Origin of the sequence: Actinokineospora auranticolor (assembly GCF_002934265.1) — a bacterium.
Lineage (GTDB): Bacteria > Actinomycetota > Actinomycetes > Mycobacteriales > Pseudonocardiaceae > Actinokineospora > Actinokineospora auranticolor.
Window position 1 is genome coordinate 217659 of sequence record NZ_PTIX01000010.1, and the last position, 18125, is coordinate 235783.

The following is an 18125-nucleotide window of genomic DNA, read 5'->3' on the forward strand; positions in this document are numbered from 1 at the left end:
AAGGAGACCCATGACCACCCCCATCTCCGGCAGCACGTCGAACAGCGCCGCCGGCCAGTCCAAGACGACCACGACGAACCCGCTGACGTCCCTGGACTCGCAGGCGTTCCTCAAGCTCCTGGTCGCCCAGCTGCGCTACCAGGACCCGAGCAGCCCCACCGACCCGACCGCGTTCATGCAGCAGACCGCGACGCTGACCCAGGTGGAGAAGCTGACCAACCTGGCCGACGCGCAGACCAGCCTGCTCACCTCGACGCTGAGCGCGCAGGCCAGCGCCCTGGTCGGCAAGTCCGTCACCTACAAGACCTCGATCGACGGCGCGACCCAGACCGGCACCGTCACCTCGGCGACCTTCGGTGCCAGCCCGACCGTGCGGATCGGCACCTCCGACGTTCCCCTCTCGATGGTCACCGGTCAGCGCGAAGCCGCGTAGCGGCTGCTGACCTGACCGGCTCGACCACCCAAACCCCCCAGAGAAGACACAAAGGCGGTATTCACATGTTGCGTTCCCTGTTCTCGGGCATCAGCGGCCTCCGCAGCCACCAGACCATGATGGACGTCACCGGCAACAACATCGCCAACGTCAACACCAGTGGCTTCAAGAGCTCGGCCGTCGTCTTCGAGGACGCGCTCAGCCAGAGCATCCGCACCGCCGCCGCGGCGGGCGCGAACACCGCCGCGCAGAACCCGGCGCAGGTCGGCCTCGGTGTGAAGACCGCGGGCACGAGCGTCAACTTCACCCAGGGCAACAGCCAGCTGACCAACCGCACCGGCGACATGCTGATCCAGGGCGACGGCTTCTTCATCATCGACAACGCGGGCCAGCAGGCGTTCACCCGCGCGGGCTCGATGGCCTCGGACTCCGCGGGCCGCCTCACCTCCGCCGACGGCGGCCTGGTGCAGGGCTGGATGGGCACCGCCGGTGTCATCGACCAGACCCAGCCGACCGGCCCGCTGACCATCGACTCGACCACCTACGCCAGCTACTCGCTGTCCCCGGACGGCACCCTGGTCGGCATCCTGGCCTCCAACGGCCAGCAGCAGAACATCGGCCGCATCGCGATCGCCAAGTTCTCCAACGTCACCGGTCTGGAGAAGGTCGGCGGCTCGCTGTACCGGGCCACCGCCAACTCCGGTGCCGCCCAGGTCAACGCGCCCGGCTCCAACGGCATGGGCGTGCTGGTCTCCGGCGCGCTGGAGATGTCCAACGTGGACCTCGCGCAGGAGCTCACCAACCTGATCATCGCCCAGCGCGGGTTCCAGGCCAACTCCAAGATCATCAGCACCTCGGACGAGCTGCTCCAGGACCTGATGAACCTCAAGCGCTAGTAAACCCGAAGTGGTACTTGACAAATCTCAATAGATAACCACGACCAGGGCAGGCGGTTCACCTCAACCAGGTGGGCCGCCTGCCGAATATCAGGCCACAGGCGCCCATGGAGGGGCTCCTACAGGCACCCCCCAAGGACGGACGCTGTGATACTGCTGAACCGACTCAACGGCCAGCCCTTCGCCTTGAACCCCGACCTGCTCGAGCGCGCGGAAGCCACCCCGGACACCGTGATCACGCTCGTCAACGGGGCCAAGTACGTGGTGGCCCAGTCCCTCGACGAACTCGCCGCGCTGGTGTCCCAGCACCGCGCGCTGATCCTGGGCCAGGCCCAGGGCGCCGACCACGACCACGGCCTGCGCGCGGTGCCCGGTCACGGCCCCGGACCGGAGGTGGCCGCCGCCAAGGCCGCCGAGGCCTCCACCGCGTCCGAGGCCACCGAGGCCACGCTGCTGCACCTGCCGGAAAGGGGGCGGTGATGGATCCCGCCAGCCTTGCCGGCATGGGATTGGCGCTCGTCGCCATCTTCGTCTCCATGATCATGGAGGGCGGGGATCCCATGTCGATCTTCCTCCTCCCGCCGATCATCCTGGTCATCTTCGGCACCCTCGGTGCCGCGATGGCGGGTGGCATCCTGAAGGACACCATCGGTCTGGTCGGCCTCATCAAGCGCGCCACGCTCAGCCCGAAGATCGAGAGCGGCCAGATGATCGACGTGGTCGTCCGCCTGGCCGACCGCGCCCGCCGCGAGGGCCTGCTGGCCCTGGAGGACGAGGCCAAGAAGGTCGACGACCCGTTCCTGCGCAAGGGCCTGGAACTGGCCATCGACGGCACCGACTCCGACGAGGTCCGCGAGATCCTCGAGAGCGAGATCGAGACCAAGCGCAAGTACGACAAGGTCGGCGCCAAGATCTTCACCGACATGGGCGGTTTCGCGCCGACCATCGGCATCATCGGTACCGTGCTCGGCTTGGTGCACGTGCTGGAGAACCTGTCCGACCCCAGCTCGCTCGGCCACCTGATCGCGGGCGCGTTCGTCGCGACCCTGTTCGGCGTGCTCACCGCGAACGTCATCTGGCTGCCCATGGCCAACCGGCTCAAGCGGATCAGCGAGCTGGAGTGCGAGCAGATGCAGCTCGCGGTCGAGGGCGTGCTGGCCATCCAGGCCGGGTCCAACCCGCGCTTGGTCGCGCGCAAGCTGCGCAGCCTGGTGCCGCCCGAGCCCGAGCGCAAGGCCGCCTGATGTCCGGGCGGCGCAAGCACAAGGGCGGTCACGACGAGGAGCACGAGAACCACGAGCGCTGGTTGCTCACCTACTCGGACATGATCACGCTGCTGATGGTGCTGTTCATCGTCATGTTCGCCATGTCCACCGTGGACGCGAAGAAGTTCGAGCAGCTCAAGGAGAGCCTGGCCGGTGCCTTCGGCGGCAGCCAGACGCTGATCTCCGGCGGCGCGTCGGGCTCCCCCGACACCTCGGGCAGCAGCCAGGACAAGGTCAACCTGCGCTCGGCCGCGGGCGGCGAGGGCGCGGACATGACGACGCTCTCGCAGACCGAGGCTCAGAAGGCGGTCGCCGACGCCGATCGGAAGAAGGCCTCCGAGAACCTGAAGAAGGCCGAGGAGGAGCTGGCCAAGCTGCGCGAGATCCAGAAGCAGATGCTGGAGCTGTTGCAGAAGGCCGGTTTGCAGGACAGCGTGCAGTTCACCATCGACGAGCGCGGCCTGGTGGTCACCATCATCACCAGCTCCGTGGTCTTCGGCGGGGACAGCGCGGTGCTGCTGGCCCAGGGCAAGACGGTGCTCGACGCCATCGAGCCCTCGCTGCTCCAGCTGTCCAACCACCTCGAGGTGGGCGGGCACACCAACCAGCTGCCGGTGCCCACGGTGAACTACCCCAGTTCCTGGGAGCTGTCCACCGCCCGGGCGTCCGCGGTGGTGCGGTACCTGCTCGGCAAGGGCGTCCCGGCGAGCCGGATGACCGCGGCCGGGTACGCCGACACCAAGCCGCTGTACCCGCCGAGCGACCCCCTGTCCGTGACCCGCAACCGCCGTGTCGAGGTGGTCGTGCTGTCCGATCAACCAGCCGAGGTCCGGGCCCTGCTGCCCACCTTGGCCGCGCAGAAGTGAACCGGAGGGAGGAATCATGAGCAAGGACGAGAAGAAGAAGGACGACGCCAAGCCAGAGGAGGGCGGCAAGAAGTCGAAGAAGAAGCTCCTGCTGATCGTGGCACTCGTGGTGCTGCTCGCCGGTGGCGGCGGGGCGTACTTCTTCCTCTTCAGCTCCAGCGAGCCCGCGGCCCCCAAGCCGGGCACCGTGGTCGCGCTCGACGCGATCACCGTGAACCTGACCGACGGGCACTACCTGAAGCTGAAGCTGGCGCTGCAGGCCACCGCCGACGTGACCGAGAAGCTCGACGGCAGCAAGGCGCTGGACCTGGCGGTCACCCAGTTCAGCAACCGCACCGTGGCGGAGCTGTCCAGCAACGAGACCCGCGAGGCGCAGAAGACCGAACTCCAGGAGAAGATCGGCAAGGCCTACGACGAGGAGGTCATGGGCATCTACTTCACCGAGTTCGTCATGCAGTGACCGGCCCGGATGAATTGATGCACCAAGTCAGGGAAGGACGCCAAACGTCCCGAGTGGACGCATAATCGAACAACCTCGGGGATGAGGAATCGGGTGTCACCCGATCGGTCGATATCGGCAGGCTCCTCGCTCAGGTGCCCGGTGGTCCGGTCGATGACCACGACGTGCAGAAACCGTCGTCGTCATCACCGGGCCGCCGCGCGGGCGGTTCGAAGGCGGGCGGGCTGGTCACCGACCAGCGCCACCTGTCGAGCTATGACTTCCTGCGCCCGGCCAAGTTGCCGCGCGAGCACCTGCGCACCCTGCAACTGGCCTACGACACGTTCTCGCACCGCCTGGCCATCCTGCTGACCTCCCAGATGCGCGTGGTCTGCCGCGTCTCGGTGTCCACCGTGGACCAGCTCTCCACCGACGAGTACCTCGCGCGCGAGACCACCCCCGTGGTCGTCGCGCCGCTGCGGCTGGACCCGCTGCCCGGCACCTCGCTGCTGGAGCTGTCCCAGAAGATGTCGCTCACCTTCATCGACCACATGCTCGGCGGCGCGGGCGGCTCGCAGCTGGAGCGCCCGCTGACCGACCTGGAGACCCCGCTCGTCCGCGACCTCCTCGGCGACGTGCTGACCGAGTTGAAGATCGGGCTCGCGGAGTTCGTCAAGGTCGACCCGATCCTCGGCTCGCTGGAGTACAACCCGCAGCTCATGCAGGTCGGCGGCCCCACCGACGTGCTGGTCTCGGCCACCTTCGACCTCACCGTCGGCGAGGCGCAGAGCGAGTTCACCCTGACCGTGCCGCTGCAGTCGCTGCTGCCCTCGTTGCAGCACTACCACCAGCGCTCCGAGGTCAGCGCGGGTGAGCGCGCCGCCCAGCAGGCCGCGCGCGACCTGCTCACCCAGGGCCTGCGCGAGGTGCCGGTGGAGATCGCGGTGCGCTTCGCGCCCGCCCGGCTGCGCTCCGACGACCTGTTCGACCTGCGCCCCGGCGACCTGCTGTCGTTGGGCCACCCGGTCGACCGCCCGCTGGACATCACCACCGCGGGCCGCGTGTTCGGCCAGGCCGTGGCGACCAAATCCGGTGCCCGCCTGGCCTGCCAGGTCGTGGCCGCGAACAAGGAGGAGTTCCAGGCATGAGCACCCCCACCGACACCGCGCCCGCGCTGCGCGCCGCCGCCGAGGCCGCCCTCGCCGTGCTCCCGGTGACCGAGGCGCTGACCGTGGGCGCCGCCGGGGGCGACACCGGTGCCGTGAGCTTCCCGGGTGCCGCGGTGGCCGCGGACCTCACCGGCCAGACCACCGGCACCCTGGCCATCCTGGTCAACCAGGAGCTCGTCGACGCGCTGCGCGGCAGCCCGCTGGGCGAGCTGGACCTGGGCGCGGCCATCGCGCCCGCGCTGGAGGCCGCGGCGAAGGTGCTCGGCTCGGTCGCGGGCCCCGGCAGGCAGACCACCACCGAGGCCGCGCTGGCCACGCTCGGCGCGGGCGGCGCGCTGACGATCGTGCCGCTGTCCGCCGACGGCGCCGCGCAGGCCGCCGTCGTGCTGGGCGGTTCCCGGGCCGTGGACACCGGTGGCGCGGGGGCGCGGGGGCAGGCCGCCCAACCCGCCCGCGGCGGCGCGGCCGCCATGGAGCTGCTGCACGGCGTGGAGATGGAGGTCACCGTCGAGCTGGGCCGCAGCCGGATGACGGTGCGGGAGCTGCTCTCCCTCGGGCCGGGGTCGGTCATCGAGCTGGACCGGGCCGCGGGCAGCCCGGCCGACGTGCTGGTCAACGGCAGGCTCATCGCTCGGGGCGAGATCGTGGTCATCGACGAGAACTTCGGCATCCGGATCACCGAGATCCTGGGCAACTCCCCGGCGGACGCGCTCTGATGGAAGCCCTCCTGCGGGTTTTCTTCGCGCTGATCCTGGTCTTCATCGCGCTCTGGGTGGTCGCCCGGCTGGCGCGCAGGCCGCTGCGCGGGCGCCGCGCGGGCGGGCTGGACGTGCTGGCCCGCACGCAGCTCTCCCGCGGCGCCAGCGTCACGGTGGTCAAGGTGGACGAGACGGCCCTGGTGCTGGGCGTCACCGACGCCGGGGTGAGCCTGCTGCACACCGTCGACGCCGAGGTGTTCGACCACTCGCCCGCGCCGGTGCACCGCACCGCGACGACCACCGGCCCGGACGCCGCGCCCAAGGCCGGGACCGGGTCCTCCGTCGCCGAGGGCGGGGCGCTCACCGGGTCGGCGCTGTCGCCGCGGACGTGGAAGCAGGCCATCGAGTCGCTGCGCGAGCGGTCGGTCCGGCGATGAACGACCGGGCGCGCGCAACGGCGGTGGCGCTGTCACCGGTGTTCCTGCCCGCGCAGCGGTCGGTGGGCGCGCTGCTCACCGCGCCCCGGCCCGTCGTGCTCGAAGCGCCGAAGCCGCCGGTGGAACGCGGGCCGCGGCGCTCGACCAGGGCCGGTGTGCTGGCGCTGCTGGTGGTCCTCGTCGGGCTGCTCGGCGCGACCGGGTCCGCGACCGCGGCGGACGACCCGGCGCACCGGCAGGCGAGCGCCGTGGCCGCCGCGCAGCCCACCGGCCCCACGGGCCCGACGGAGCCGGGCGGGGTCACCATCGAGATCGGCACGCCGGACAAGCCGAGCGAGTCGGTGACGATCCTGCTGCTGCTGACCGTGCTGTCGGTCGCGCCGTCGCTGCTGCTGCTGTGCACGTGCTTCACCAAGATCTTCGTGGTGCTCAGCATCACACGCAACGCCCTCGGATTGACCAACGTGCCGCCGAACCAGGTGATGGCGGGCCTGGCGCTGTTCCTGAGCCTGTTCATCATGGGTCCGGTGGTCAGCGAGGTGAACGCCCAGGGCGTGCAGCCCTACCTCGACGGCTCGAAGACCCAGTCCCAGGCCTTCAACGACGGGATCAAGCCGCTGCGGGAGTTCATGCTCAAGCAGACGCGGCCCGAGGAGATCGCGCTGTTCACCAAGGTGGCGGGCGCGGACAAGCCCGCGAACGCCCAGGACGTGCCCAACACCACGCTGATCCCCGCGTTCGTGCTCTCCGAGCTGCGGGCGGCGATGCTGATCGGGTTCGTGCTCTTCATCCCCTTCCTGGTCATCGACATGGTCGTCTCGGCTTCGCTGATGTCGCTGGGCATGATGATGCTGCCCCCGGTGACCGTGGCGCTGCCGTTCAAGCTCTTGCTCTTCGTGCTCGCCAACGGCTGGGGCCTGCTCATCACGGCCCTCGTCGGCACCTACCAGTAGTCCCGGCCAGACCCTCCCGGATTGAGGAACCGCCGTGAACGACACCACGATCATCGAACTGGGCATGCAGGCCATGCTGGTGACCGCCAAGCTGGCCGCGCCGATGCTGCTGACCGCGCTCGTGGTCGGCTTCGCCATCTCGCTGTTCCAGTCGGTCACCCAGATCCAGGAGGTGACGCTGTCGTTCGTGCCCAAGGCCATCGGCTGCGCCCTGGCGCTGCTGCTGTGCGGCAGCTGGATGCTGCGGGAGATCGTGAACTTCACCGGCACCCTGTACGAGCGCATCCCGGCGCTGCTGCACGGCTGAGCGCGCCGCACCAGCCGTCGTGGGGACGCTGCTCTCCTCCAGCACCCTGGTCGCCATGCTGTTGGCGGTGACCAGGGCCGCGGCGTGGCTGCTGGTCTGCCCGCCGTTCAACGGCCGGGCCATCCCGGTGGCGGTGAAGGGGATGCTGGCGGTGGCCATGGTGCTGCCGGTGGTGCCGAAGCTGTCGACCAAGGTCCCGTCCACCGGGGACTGGACCCTGATGTACGCGGCGCTGGAGCAGGTCGTGATCGGCGCCGGGCTGGGCTTCCTGACCGCCGTGATCTTCGCCGGGGTCCAGGCCGCGGGCGACCTACTCGACGTGTTCGGCGGCTTCTCCCTGGCGTTCGCGTTCGACCCGCTGTCGTTCTCCGGCAACAACGCGGTGCTGGGCCGCTTCTACGGCCTGACCGCCACGGCGCTGATGTTCGCCACCGACGCGCACCAGCTCGTCATCCGCGGCTTCACCCTTTCGTATGAGGCGGTCCCCCTCACCGGTGCCTTCTCCTTCGAGCGGCTGGGCGACGGCCTGGTGACCGGTCTTGGCCGGTTGTTCCTGGCCGCGGTGCTGATCGCCGGGCCGATGATCGTGGTGCTGTTCTGCGTGGACATCGGCCTGGGCCTGCTCAACCGGATCGCACCCGCGCTGAACCCGTTCCAGATCGGTTTCCCTGCCAAGGTTGCGTTGACCCTGGTGATGGTCGGCATGGCCGTCACCCTGCTCCCCCAGGCAGTGCACAGCATCGCGGAGGAGGCCACGAACGCCGTGCTCAAGGTGATCGGGCGATGAGCGGTAACAAGGACGCAACGGAGAAGCCGACACCGAAGCGGCTCAAGGAGGCGCGGTCGGAAGGCCAGACCGCGCGCACCCAGGACCTGGGTGCCTGGGCCTCGGTGCTGGTCGCGACGTGGGTCATCCCGATGACCCTGACCGACCTGTTCGACAGCAGCTCGGGAGTGCTGCACAAGATCGCGAAGTTCATCGCGGCCCCGGACCAGGCCGACGCCCTGCGGCTGCTCGGCGAGGCCTTCCAGGGTGGCGCGCTGGCGGTCGCGCCGCTGCTGGGCGCCACCCTGCTCGCGGTCCTCGCGGCGGCGGGCGCCCAGGGCGGCCTGCGGCCCGCGATGAAGCTGCTCAAACCGAAGTTCAGCAAGCTGAACCCGCTCAAGGGCATCAAGCGGATGTTCGGCCCGCAGTCGCTGTGGGAGCTGGTCAAGACCCTGCTCAAGACGGGCATCCTGGCCGCGGTGCTGTACACGGCGGTGAAGGACCTGGTGCCGGTCATCATGGGTTCCGGCTCGCTCCCGTTGCAGTCCCTGGTGGACACCCTGGGCAGCACGGTGCTCAAGCTGCTGCGCCTGGCCGCGGCCGCGGGTCTGGTCATGGCGGTCGCCGACTACATCGTCGCCAAGCGCCGGGTCGGCAAGGAACTGCGGATGACCAAGCAGCAGGTCAAGGACGAGCACAAGAACGTCGAGGGCGACCCGCAGATCAAGGGCCAGATCCGGGCCAGGCAGATGGCCATGAGCCGCAACCGGATGATGGCCGACATCGCCACCGCGGACGTCGTGATGGCCAACCCGACCCACGTGGCCGTGGCCCTGCGCTACGACCCCGCCCGCGGCGCCCCCCGCGTGGTGGCCAAGGGCGCGGGCGTCATCGCGGCGAAGATCCGCGAGAAGGCCACCGAGCACCGCGTGCCGATCGTGCGGGACGTGCCCCTGGCCCGGGCCCTGTACGCGGGGTGCGAGGTGGGGCAGGAGATCCCGGTCGACCTGTTCGCCCCGGTGGCCCACGTGCTGGCGTTCCTGCACCGCCTCCGCTCCCGCGGCAGCGCGGCGGGCACCCACACCATGCCCGAGTCGGCGAAGGCGGCGGCGTAGTCCGTGGACGTCGGAAGGGGCGGAGCACTCGGTGCTCCGCCCCTTTCCGCGCGCCTCGGGCGGTGGCCTGCCCCGCCACCGCCCCGGCGGGGAATCACCGCCGCCGGAACCTGCGCGCGGCCTGACGAGCCCGCTCGCGGTTGCGCGGGTCTCTGGCCAGCGCCCGCGCCTTGGCCGACAGCTCCCGACCGCGCGGGCTCCGCAGGAACGTCTTGATCCGGTTCAACAGGCCGGCCATCAACCTCTCCCTTGGTCGACTTCGTTGCCCCGGACGTACCCGGCTTCCCCGAGAACCAACCACCCCCGGTTCAGTCGAGGGTGGCCCGGAGCTCGCGGAGCACCCGCACCATCCCGTCGCGGTTCTTGGCGGCGGTCATCCAGGCCGGGAGCCGCGCGAGCATGCTCAACCCGCCCCCGGGGTGCTCCCGCAGCCGCGCGGCGATGTGGTGTTCGAGCAGGTCGAGGTGGGTGCGGTTGAGGGCCCACAGGGTGTGACCGCGCCAGGGCGACCGCAGCCACAGCGGCGTGTCGAAGAAGGGGTCGCACGGCCCGCCCCAGCGGCTGACCCCGGGCTCCCAGGTCTTGCCGTAGGCGCAGTGGACGCAGGTGAGCGTCCGGGGCCACCGGAAGACGAACTCGCCGTCGACGGGCCGGGGCACATCCACCGCCCGCTTCCCGCAACGGGGGCAGACGACGTCGATGGCCTCCCCCGCCAACGAGTAGAGGCTGGTCATCGGATCCCGGAACCGCTCCCCCGCCATCGCCCCTCCCCGCTCGCGGGCGGAAGTCGACCACCCGGGCGCAACGGCGCGCAAGCGGGTTAACGCCGAACGGGCCCGCACTCCACTGTGGAGTGCGGGCCCGTCGGGTGCGCGCGGGGTCAGTCGTGGGGGCGGTCGGTGCGGACGGCACCCGCCTGGACGAGCAGGGACTGGAGTTCGTGGTCGGGCTGACCGGCGTTGTAGCGGTTGAAGATGGCCCTGGGGATGGCCAGCAGGATCGCCGCGAGCGGGACGGCGATCAGGAAGCGGATGACGGCGTCCACCGGGTCCAGGCTGCCCGAGACGAAGGCGCCGTAGAGGGCGGGGGAACTCATGACCAGCGCGGCGGCCAGGGTGGAGAAGCGGAACAACGGGGCCTCCCGAGGGGCGACGTGTCATGGCCCCACCGGCGGGAGTGGCACGCTGGTGGAGGGACGCTTTCCCCTGTGTTCGGCACTCGCCTGCCGCAGCTGAGGGGTTTTCAGTAGCCGGGGCGGCGGTTGGGTCCCTCGGGCGGGTAACCGTCGATCGTGAGGATCGGCAGGCCGAGTTCGCGGACCGAGTCCGGGTCGACGCTGGCGGCGGTGCCGTACACGGCCAGGGCGTCGACGCCGCCGAGGGCCGCCAGGTGCCTGCGCAGGTCGGCCGTCTTCCGGGTCGCGTCGACGGCGGCGACGATGTGCTTGGCGCCCAGGGCCGCGGCCACCGACCCCGCCCACCGGCCGCCTTCCGGGTCCTCCACGGCCGCGTCGATGGCCACCACGGACGGGACCGGCTTGCGGCGCAGGTCCTCCGCCAGGTCGGCGGCGTGCTCCGGGCCCAGCACCCGGCCGCGGCCGACCACGTCCGGGCCCGCCGCCATGACCGCGCCCGGGCCGAGGCGCAGCTTGGCGCAGATCCACTCGGCGGCGACGGCGGCCTGCTCCAGCGGCCCGGCGACCACGATCACCTTGCCGGGCAGGGCGACCAGCAGGTCGGTCGGCACCGGGGTGTCCCAGCGGCGTTGGCGGCCGGTGGCCGTGTCCGCGTGCGGGGGCTCGTCGGTCGTGGGCCACGCCGGGTCGTCGTCATCGTCGTCCGGGAGCGCGTGCCGGGCCTTGGAGCGCAGCCGGGGCGCGATCAGCTCCTCGTCGACGACCCAGGACGCCGGGTCGTCGACCGGCTCCTCGACCGGGGCGACCTCCTCGACCAGGCTCCGCTCGGGCTCGACCTCCTCGACGGGCGCCTCGACCGACGGGGCCAACGGCATCGGCGCGAACACCTGCACCGACGCGGGCGCGAGGACGGACGCGGGCGCTGGGACGGACGCAGACGCCTGGACGGGCTCCTCGACCTGCTCCTCCTCCGGCGCGTCGACGGAGTGCGCGGTGAACATCCGCCCGCCCTCGTCCGGCCGCTGCACGGACGGGAACATCGCGGGCAGCACCGCGCCCGCGGGCGCGGGCGCCTCGACGGGGTCCGGCAGTGCGACTGGAGCAGCAGGCGCCCTCAACACGTCGGCAGCACCCTTCTCGGTGTCCACAGTGTCCGTACGATCAGGACCAGTCTCCGGCTGCCGCACCCGACCCCGCAACCCGGCCATCCCCGCCCGGGCGCGCAACGCCGACGCGACGTCCGCCTCCAGCCCCGCCACTCCCCCGCCGAGGTCCGCCGGGTCCACGGCGGGCTGCGGCGCCGCGCCCACGCGCGCCCGCAACGCCGCCACCGGGTCGTAGCCCGGGTCCGGTCGCCGGACCGGCGCGTCCCCGCGGGTCTCCAGCGGCTCGGCCCCGAGCCGCCCCTCCCCGTTCACCGGGGGCGGGTCGTCCGCCGTCGCCGCGGAGAAGAACTCCGCGAACGGGTCACCCCCGACCGGCGTGTCGCCGGTCGGGGGTTCGTCGCCCTCTCGGGGCTCGGGCACGCGGGTGGTCGCCACGGCACCGTCGTCCTTGTCGGCCAGCGCCAGCAGGTCCGAGACGGACAGCACCTGCTCCTTCGGCACCGTGGGGTCCCCCGGTTCGGGGACCTCCACGCCGATCTCGAACCACTGCTTGGAGAAGAACCCGGCCACGCCGCCCTTGCGCAACCGGTCCGCCGAGACGATCCGGGCGTGCGCCCCGTGCTCGTTGCGGACCCGGTCGAGCAGCTCTTCCAGGTCAGGACCCTCAAGCAGCAAGCGTGTAGCCACTGTTCACCACTCCGACAGTCTCGATCCGGTGGGTACCACCGGACAGTTCGGAATACGACAGCACGGCCAGCCGCGGCACGGCGGCGTGCACCAGGCGGTACAGGGGGGTGCGCAGCCGGGGCGCGCACGCCAGCACGGGCGCGTAGCCCTGGCTCTCGGCGCGGCTGGACAGGTCGGCGATGTCACCGACCAGCGCCTCCAGCGACTGGGTGTCGATGGCCAACCGGTCGCCCTGGTCGGTCACCCGCACGCTCTCCAGCAGGATCTGCTCGACCCGCGGGTCCAGCGTGATCACCGAGAGCACGCCGTCCACCGCGAGCCGCGCGGCGATGGCCGGGCCGAGCGCGGACCGGGCCGCCTCGACCAGCCGGTCGAGGTCCGCGCCCGACTTGGCCGCGGGCGAGAGCGCCTCGTAGATGCCGACCAGGTCGCGGATCGGCACGCCCTCGTCGAGCAGCCGGTGCAGCACGCGCTGGATCTCGCCCAGGCTCAGCAGCGCCGGGGTCAGCTCCTCGACGACGATCGGGTGGGTGCGGCGCACGACGTCGGTCAGCTGGCGCACGTTCTCGCGGCCCAGCAGCCTGCCCGCGTGCGTGCGGGTGACCTCGGCGAGGTGGGTGACGAGCACGGAGGCGCGGTCGACCACGGTGGCGCCCAGCGCCTCGGCCTGGTGCCGCAGCTCGGCCGGGATCCACTTGCCCGCCAGGCCGAACACCGGCTCGGTGCCCTCGCGGCCGGGCAGCGCGGCCAGGTCGTCGCCGATGGCCAGCACGGTGCCGGGCGGGGCGAAGCCGCGGGCCACGTCGGCACCGTTGATCCGGATGACGTAGGAGGACAGCGGCAGGTCGAGGTCGTCGCGGGTGCGCACGGGCGGCATCACCACACCCAGCTCCAGCGCGATCTTGCGGCGCAGCGCGCGGACCCGGTCCAGCAGGTCGCCGCCCGCGGCGTCCACCAGGTCGACCAGGTCGGTGGCCAGCGCCAGCTCCAGCGGGTCGACCCGCATCTCGGCGATGAGCGTCTCGGTGGCGTCGGGCGCGGCGAGCTCGGTGGACTCGGCGGTCTCGGCGTCGGTCTCGGGGGTCTCCGCGCCCGGCTTCGGGACGCGGCTGGAGGCGAACAGCAGGCCGCCGCCGACGAGCAGGAACGGCAGCATCGGCATGTTGGGCATGAGCGCGAGGCCCAGCAGCGCGACGCCACCGATGCGCATGGCCATCCGGTTGGCGCCGAACTGGGAGGTGACCAGGGAACCCATGTTCTGGTCACCCGCGGCGCGGGTCACGATGAGGCCGGTGGCCACCGACAGCAGCAGGGCGGGGATCTGGGAGACCAGGCCGTCGCCGACGGTCAGCAGGCTGTAGGAGTTGATGGCGTCGGTGGGGGACATGCCCTTCTGGATCAGGCCGACGGAGAAGCCACCGATGAGGTTGATCAGGGTGATGACCACCGCGGCGATCGCGTCGCCCTTGACGAACTTCGAGGCACCGTCCATCGCGCCGTAGAAGTCCGCCTCGGCGGTCACCTCGGCGCGGCGCTTGCGCGCCTCCGGCTCGTCGATGAGCCCGGCGTTGAGGTCGGCGTCGATGGCCATCTGCTTGCCGGGCATCGCGTCGAGGGTGAACCGGGCGCCGACCTCGGCGACCCGGCCCGCGCCGTTGGTGATGACCGCGAACTGGATGACGATCAGGATGAAGAAGACGACGAGGCCGACCACCAGCGACCCACCGACCACCGCGTGGCCGAAGGCGCCGATGACGGCCCCGGCGTCACCATCGAGCAGAACGAGTCGGGTGGCGCTGATGTTCAGCGCCAACCGGAACAACGTGGCCAGCAGGAGGATCGACGGGAAGACCGAGAACTCCAACGGCTTGCGGACCTGCATGCTGATCAGCACGATCAACAGCGCCAGCGCGATGTTGAGCACGATGAACAGGTCGAGCAGGAACGTGGGCATCGGCACGACCATCAGCACGATGATCATGATGACGCCCGCGGGTACCGCGAACTGGCTCAAACGCCGTGAGTTCATCGCCCATCCCGGAATAGCCGGTCGTCGGCCGATCCCTGGCCTCGCGTTGCCTTCCTGGCGTGTCGCTGCCGTCCTCATCGGCAGGTAACCAGCTTTACTGAGAAGTCGGCATACCGCTTATCGATTCCCCCTATCAGGGGGTCGCGACCACGGAGAGCATGCCTCCCTTGTAACCACCGGCGATGTCGACCTTGAGGTCGAGCCGGTTGCCCAGGGCCGCGAGGTGCGGGCGGATGTCGCCCGTGATCGCGGCGGCCGGGGTGTACAGGGCGTTGAACTTGACGTGCGGACCACCGTCGCGGGTGAACAGCACGGTGAGGATGTTGCACACTTCCTTGAGGATGTCCGTCAACAACCCGCTGAGTTCGCCGTCCTCGACGCATGCCTCCGCCCCGCCAGGGGGCACCAGCCCCATGGCGGCGGCGGCATTGGCGGCGAGTTGCAGGTCGAACCCGATGACACCGTGCAGGGTCATGCCCGGGTCGCGGGTGTACACCGCGACCGCGGACACGTCATCGGCCGACGGCACGTCGGCGATGTTCACGGTGACATCCTTGTTGAACAGGTCGGACAGGACGTCGCGGACCTGTTTCGGAACCGGCAGCGCCTCTGTCATGACCTCACCCCAGGATGTCGTTGAGCCGCTCGCGGAAGGTCTCCGCGGTGAACGGCTTGCTGATTAGGAACAGTGCCCCGCCAGCCTCGGCCTTGGCCTTCATCTCGTCCGAGCACTCGGAGGTGACGAAGGCGAAGGGGACCGAGTTGCCGCTGCTGCGCAGGGCGTGGAGCAGTTCGATGCCGGACATGTTGGGCATGTTCCAGTCGGACAGCACGAGGTCGGGCTTCTCGGCGGCGACGCTGGTCTGGGCAGCGGCGCCGTCCTCGGCCTCGACGATGTCGTGGTTGTCGAACCCGGCCTGGCGAAGAGTCCGGATGACGATCTGGCGCATGACCCTGCTGTCGTCGGCGACCAGGATCTTCATGCGGGCACCTCCTGAGTTTTGTGGACGGCGTGTCCACCGCTGAGCAGCGACACGACGAAGGGCTCGCCGCGCCAGCTGACCACGGTGCGGCAGACCTCGACAGTGCCCGGCCACCGCTCGTGTTCGGTGGCGGAGACACGGGGGAGAGAGAGTTGCGAAGGCGACGGCAGCACGGACTTGACGTTACCGCCGAGGACGTTGGCTAGCTCGCCGAGCGCGTCGCCGATGTCGTCCTGCGACACCTCGTCGGCCTCCATCGCGAACAGCACGGAGGCCACGTCGCGGGACGCCTTGTGCGAGCAGGACACCACCAGGTGACCCTCGTAGGCGCCGACCATGGCGACCGAGGCCGCGAGGTCCGCGTGCGAGCCCTTGTCGTCGGCGGCGAAGATCGCTTCGTCCTCGCCGCTGTTGAGGAACGCGGACCACACCTGCTCCGCGATGATGTCCAGGTCGACATCAACGTTCATGGCAACATCGTTCGTCATCAGAGGACCCCCACCGGGACCAGGCCGAGGAGGGCCAGCTTGTCAATGATTCCGTCACGGGTGAACGGCTTGATTACGTACTCGTGAGCACCGGCGGCGAGGGCGCGGACGATCTGACCGTGCTCGCTCTCGGTGGTCACCATCATGAGGGTCATCTGGCGCAGCTCGGCGATCTTGCGCGCCTCGACCACGAACTCCAGACCGGTCATCACGGGCATGTTCCAGTCGACCAGCGCCAAGTCCGGGACGCGACCGGTGCTCTGGAGCAGTTCCAGCGCCTCCTGCCCGTTGCCCGCCTCCAGCACCTCGAACCCGAGGTCGGCCAGCAGGCCGCGGAGAATCTTGCGCATGGCCCGGGAATCGTCGATCACAATCCCTAGCACTGCGTCACCTCTTTCACCTTTAGGCGTTCTTGGGCAGGCGCCCGATAGATGGCCGTCCTGCCGACGGGCACCCGCTCGAAGACGGAGTCGATGCCGACCGTGCTCTCGGCCGCGCCGAGCAGGAGCCAACCACCGGGGTTGAGCACCTGGCGGATGCGGTCCAGCACGGCGCGCTTGGTCTCCGGCTCGAAGTAGATGAGCACGTTGCGGAGGAAGACCACGTCGAACTTCTGCATGGGCGGCAACGTCGTGCAGAGGTTGACCCGCTGGAACGACAGGTTCTGCCGGATCCTCGGGATCACCTCCCACTCCGCTCCCGCGCGCTGGAAGTAGGTCACCAGGTCGGTCGCGGGCAGGCCGCGGTTGATCTCGAGCTGGTTGAACCTGCCCGCGCGCGAACGCCGCAGCATCTCCTCGGAGAGGTCGCTGCCCATGATCTGGTACTTCCGGCCCGGGGGCAGGGCCTTCTCCAGGGTGATGGCGATGCTGTAGGGCTCCTGGCCGCTCGAGCAGGCCGCCGACCAGATCCGCAGTGGACCGGTGGTGTTGCGGGCCAGCACGTCCGGCAGGATCGTGTCGGTGAGCGCCGAGAACGGCTCCCGGTCACGGAACCAGGACGTCTCGTTGATCGTGAGCGCTTCCACGACCATGGTACGCAGGGAAGTGGATCCCGTGCGCAGTGCGTTGGCCAGTGAACCAACCGTGGCGTGCCCGGTTTCCTTGGCCACTGGCTTGAGCCTGGACTCGACCAGGTACTCCTTGCCGGGTCGCAGGACCATGCCCGCCTCCCGGTAGACAAGATCCGCCACAAAGGCGAAAAGCGCCGGGGTCATTTCCACCGCGCCACCTCCCTTCCAATTGCCGCCGCCTGCGACGACACGCGTGCGACGATGTTCTCCGCGATCTTCCCGAGCGGTAGGACCGCGTCGGCCAGTCCCGCGCTGACGACTGCCCCGGGCATCCCCCAGACCACCGAGGTGGCCTGGTCCTGGGCGATGACCTCGGCACCGAGGGCGGCCAGGCCCTGGGTGCCGAGCTTTCCGTCCTGGCCCATGCCGGTGAGCATGACGACCAGGGACCCCGATCCGTAGACCCGCGTCGCGGAGCGGAACAGCACGTCCACCGCCGGGCGGCAGTGGTTCTCCATGGGGCCGTCGTGCAGCCGGACGCGGGACCCGCCCGCGGCCTTGACGACTTCCATGTGCCGCCCGCCCGGTGCGATGTAGACGCACCCGGGGCGCAGGGGCTCGCCGTCGGAGGCCTCGACCACGCGCAGGGCGCTTTCCTGGTCGATCCGGCGGGCGAGCATGGTGGTGAACACAGGGGGCATGTGTTGCGCCACCAGGATCGGAACCGGCAGGGATGCCGGAAGTTTGGTGAGCACTGTGCGCAGCGCCTCGGGACCGCCGGTGGACGATCCGATGAGGACTGCCTGCGCGGGCTTGCGCGGTCCCGCGGGGACCTTCTTGACGGAGTCCGGGGGCCGCGGCGGGGGCGGCGCGTAGACCGGCTTGCCGCACAGCGCGTGGATGCGCGGCAGCAGCTGGTCCCGCACCTCCGTGACCGCCTTGTTCAGGCTGCCCGCGTTGGCGGGCTTGGTCACGTAGTCCGTGGCACCCGCGGCCAGCGCGGCCACGGTCGCCTCGGCACCGTCGCTGGTCAACGTGGAGAACATGATGACCGGCAGGGTGGGGTGGGTCTTGCGCAGTTCGCGCACGGTCTCGACCCCGTTGAGCACCGGCATCTCCACGTCCAGCGTCACCACGTCGGGCTTCAGCTGGGCGATCTTGGCCAGTGCGATCCGGCCGTCCGGGGCGGTGCCAACGACGCGCACCTTCGGATCGGACGACAGCACATCCGTGACGAGCCGGCGGATGACCACCGAATCGTCCACCACCAGCACCGAGATCACAGAGGGCCTCCGGGGTCGGCGGCGGAGGCACCTGACCTCCGCGACAACTGCTGCATCG

The 18125-nt window shown here is 70.4% G+C and carries 24 protein-coding genes; 13 read left to right on the plus strand and 11 right to left on the minus strand.

Annotation, left to right across the window (positions count from 1 at the left end):
- The first annotated feature begins 10 nt into the window (after positions 1-10).
- From CLV40_RS19900 to CLV40_RS19960, 13 genes are all read left to right on the plus strand, one after another.
- Positions 11-433 carry a flagellar hook assembly protein FlgD gene (locus CLV40_RS19900; RefSeq protein ID WP_104480452.1) on the plus strand — a complete coding sequence of 141 codons (423 nt, stop codon included), beginning with the start codon at positions 11-13 and terminating at the stop codon, positions 431-433.
- 65 nt (positions 434-498) lie between these two features.
- Entirely contained in the window at positions 499-1329 is an 831-nt protein-coding gene (locus CLV40_RS19905) for a flagellar hook-basal body complex protein (protein ID WP_104480453.1), read from the plus strand.
- 147 nt (positions 1330-1476) lie between these two features.
- Positions 1477-1809, plus strand: a complete 333-nt coding sequence (locus CLV40_RS19910) for a flagellar FlbD family protein (protein ID WP_104480454.1) — start codon at positions 1477-1479, stop codon at positions 1807-1809.
- Positions 1809-2573, plus strand: a complete 765-nt coding sequence (locus CLV40_RS19915; protein WP_104480455.1) for a flagellar motor protein — start codon at positions 1809-1811, stop codon at positions 2571-2573. Before CLV40_RS19910 ends, CLV40_RS19915 begins: the two co-directional genes overlap by 1 nt.
- Positions 2573-3460 carry a flagellar motor protein MotB gene (locus tag CLV40_RS19920; protein WP_104480456.1) on the plus strand — a complete coding sequence of 296 codons (888 nt, stop codon included), beginning with the start codon at positions 2573-2575 and terminating at the stop codon, positions 3458-3460. The genes CLV40_RS19915 and CLV40_RS19920 overlap by 1 nt, the downstream gene beginning before the upstream one ends.
- A gap of 16 nt (positions 3461-3476) precedes the next feature.
- On the plus strand, positions 3477-3920 hold the full coding sequence (locus CLV40_RS19925) for a flagellar basal body-associated FliL family protein (protein ID WP_104480457.1): 444 nt from the start codon (positions 3477-3479) through the stop codon (positions 3918-3920).
- A 134-nt stretch (positions 3921-4054) separates the two neighbouring features.
- Entirely contained in the window at positions 4055-5047 is a 993-nt protein-coding gene (locus CLV40_RS19930; RefSeq protein ID WP_104480458.1) for a flagellar motor switch protein FliM, read from the plus strand.
- Positions 5044-5784, plus strand: a complete 741-nt coding sequence (gene fliN, locus CLV40_RS19935; protein WP_104480459.1) for a flagellar motor switch protein FliN — start codon at positions 5044-5046, stop codon at positions 5782-5784. The genes CLV40_RS19930 and fliN overlap by 4 nt, the downstream gene beginning before the upstream one ends.
- Entirely contained in the window at positions 5784-6203 is a 420-nt protein-coding gene (gene fliO, locus CLV40_RS19940; protein ID WP_104480460.1) for a flagellar biosynthetic protein FliO, read from the plus strand. The genes fliN and fliO overlap by 1 nt, the downstream gene beginning before the upstream one ends.
- Positions 6200-7156, plus strand: a complete 957-nt coding sequence (gene fliP, locus CLV40_RS19945; RefSeq protein ID WP_104480461.1) for a flagellar type III secretion system pore protein FliP — start codon at positions 6200-6202, stop codon at positions 7154-7156. The genes fliO and fliP overlap by 4 nt, the downstream gene beginning before the upstream one ends.
- A gap of 34 nt (positions 7157-7190) precedes the next feature.
- Positions 7191-7463 (plus strand): flagellar biosynthesis protein FliQ, encoded by a 273-nt coding sequence (gene fliQ, locus CLV40_RS19950; protein ID WP_104480462.1) that lies wholly within the window; start codon positions 7191-7193, stop codon positions 7461-7463.
- A gap of 19 nt (positions 7464-7482) precedes the next feature.
- Complete coding sequence (locus CLV40_RS19955; protein WP_245931406.1) at positions 7483-8250, plus strand: flagellar biosynthetic protein FliR; 768 nt, start codon at positions 7483-7485, stop codon at positions 8248-8250.
- Positions 8247-9344: an EscU/YscU/HrcU family type III secretion system export apparatus switch protein gene (locus CLV40_RS19960; RefSeq protein WP_104480463.1), complete on the plus strand. Its 1098-nt coding sequence runs from the start codon at positions 8247-8249 to the stop codon at positions 9342-9344. Before CLV40_RS19955 ends, CLV40_RS19960 begins: the two co-directional genes overlap by 4 nt.
- 94 nt (positions 9345-9438) lie before the next feature.
- Here CLV40_RS19960 and CLV40_RS38125 read toward each other — a convergent pair whose 3' ends face one another.
- From CLV40_RS38125 to CLV40_RS20010, 11 genes are all read right to left on the minus strand, one after another.
- Entirely contained in the window at positions 9439-9582 is a 144-nt protein-coding gene (locus CLV40_RS38125) for a hypothetical protein (protein WP_181043603.1), read from the minus strand.
- A gap of 70 nt (positions 9583-9652) precedes the next feature.
- Positions 9653-10105 (minus strand): hypothetical protein, encoded by a 453-nt coding sequence (locus CLV40_RS19965; protein WP_104480464.1) that lies wholly within the window; start codon positions 10103-10105, stop codon positions 9653-9655.
- A gap of 119 nt (positions 10106-10224) precedes the next feature.
- Complete coding sequence (locus CLV40_RS19970; protein ID WP_104480465.1) at positions 10225-10476, minus strand: hypothetical protein; 252 nt, start codon at positions 10474-10476, stop codon at positions 10225-10227.
- Positions 10477-10586: 110 nt separating this feature from the next.
- The gene (locus CLV40_RS19975; RefSeq protein ID WP_146108114.1) at positions 10587-12272 is read right to left on the minus strand and encodes a hypothetical protein; all 1686 of its coding nucleotides are present in this window, start codon (positions 12270-12272) and stop codon (positions 10587-10589) included.
- Positions 12250-14301, minus strand: coding sequence for a flagellar biosynthesis protein FlhA (locus CLV40_RS19980; protein ID WP_104480467.1), 2052 nt, complete (start codon positions 14299-14301; stop codon positions 12250-12252). Before CLV40_RS19980 ends, CLV40_RS19975 begins: the two co-directional genes overlap by 23 nt.
- 133 nt (positions 14302-14434) lie before the next feature.
- Positions 14435-14917 (minus strand): hypothetical protein, encoded by a 483-nt coding sequence (locus CLV40_RS19985; protein ID WP_104480468.1) that lies wholly within the window; start codon positions 14915-14917, stop codon positions 14435-14437.
- A 4-nt stretch (positions 14918-14921) separates the two neighbouring features.
- Positions 14922-15284: a response regulator gene (locus CLV40_RS19990; RefSeq protein ID WP_104480469.1), complete on the minus strand. Its 363-nt coding sequence runs from the start codon at positions 15282-15284 to the stop codon at positions 14922-14924.
- Entirely contained in the window at positions 15281-15754 is a 474-nt protein-coding gene (locus CLV40_RS19995) for a chemotaxis protein CheX (protein WP_245931407.1), read from the minus strand. The genes CLV40_RS19990 and CLV40_RS19995 overlap by 4 nt, the downstream gene beginning before the upstream one ends.
- A 17-nt stretch (positions 15755-15771) precedes the next feature.
- The gene (locus CLV40_RS20000) at positions 15772-16155 is read right to left on the minus strand and encodes a response regulator (RefSeq protein ID WP_104480470.1); all 384 of its coding nucleotides are present in this window, start codon (positions 16153-16155) and stop codon (positions 15772-15774) included.
- Positions 16149-16988, minus strand: coding sequence for a CheR family methyltransferase (locus CLV40_RS20005; RefSeq protein WP_104480471.1), 840 nt, complete (start codon positions 16986-16988; stop codon positions 16149-16151). Before CLV40_RS20005 ends, CLV40_RS20000 begins: the two co-directional genes overlap by 7 nt.
- Positions 16985-18067, minus strand: coding sequence for a protein-glutamate methylesterase/protein-glutamine glutaminase (locus tag CLV40_RS20010; protein ID WP_104480472.1), 1083 nt, complete (start codon positions 18065-18067; stop codon positions 16985-16987). The genes CLV40_RS20005 and CLV40_RS20010 overlap by 4 nt, the downstream gene beginning before the upstream one ends.
- Between the last annotated feature and the right edge of the window lie 58 nt (positions 18068-18125).